1 protein-coding gene is annotated in these 669 nt (G+C 68.0%); it reads left to right on the top strand.

Features of this window, described 5'->3' with window-relative positions:
- A partial coding sequence (locus B0F77_RS46060; protein WP_425435841.1) for a terpene synthase family protein occupies positions 1-669 on the top strand: 669 nt, incomplete at both ends.

Genomic DNA, 669 nt, shown 5'->3' on the forward strand with positions numbered 1-669 from the left:
GTCAGCACACGAAGACGTGGGTGCGGGACATGGGCATGCTGAACGGCACGCCCTGGACCGAGGCGTTCTACGACGCCGCCGACTACGGCGGTTTCGGCCCGCTGACCCACCCCACGGCGTCGCTCGAAGACCTCAAGCACATCAACGACTGGCACACGTGGGGCTTCTACCTGCACGACGTCTTCCGCGAGGGGTTCCTCCGGCCGCGCAACACCTCCGGGGGCAAGGCGTTCATCGCACGGCTCAAGGAGATCCTGGGCAACCCCTCGCTGCTGCCGCTGAACCCGGCCGAGAAAGGGCTCGCCGACCTCGTCTCACGGTCCTCTTTGGACGAAGAAGACCGGGCGGGCGTCACCGGCCTGCTGGACGGAATGCTCTGGGAGCTGCACAACACCGCCCAGGGCAGGGTGCCCGACCCGATCGACCTCGTCGAGATGCGCCGCAGCACCAACGCGGCCGACCTGTCGGCGGCACTCGCGCGGAAGTCCGTCGGCGCCGAGCTGCCCGCGGAGCTGTTGCACAACTCCACGATGAAGGCACTGGTCGACTCGTTCGGCGACGTTCCCGGTCTGCGGCAGGAGATCCTCGGGTTCGAGGCCCTCTACGGTTCCGGCGCGAGCACCACCAGCGCGGTGCTCGCGGTTCAGCAGTTCTTCGAGTGCGAGGTGC

The sequence above is a fragment of the Lentzea kentuckyensis genome, assembly GCF_002150765.1.
In the GTDB taxonomy this organism is placed as follows: domain Bacteria; phylum Actinomycetota; class Actinomycetes; order Mycobacteriales; family Pseudonocardiaceae; genus Lentzea; species Lentzea kentuckyensis.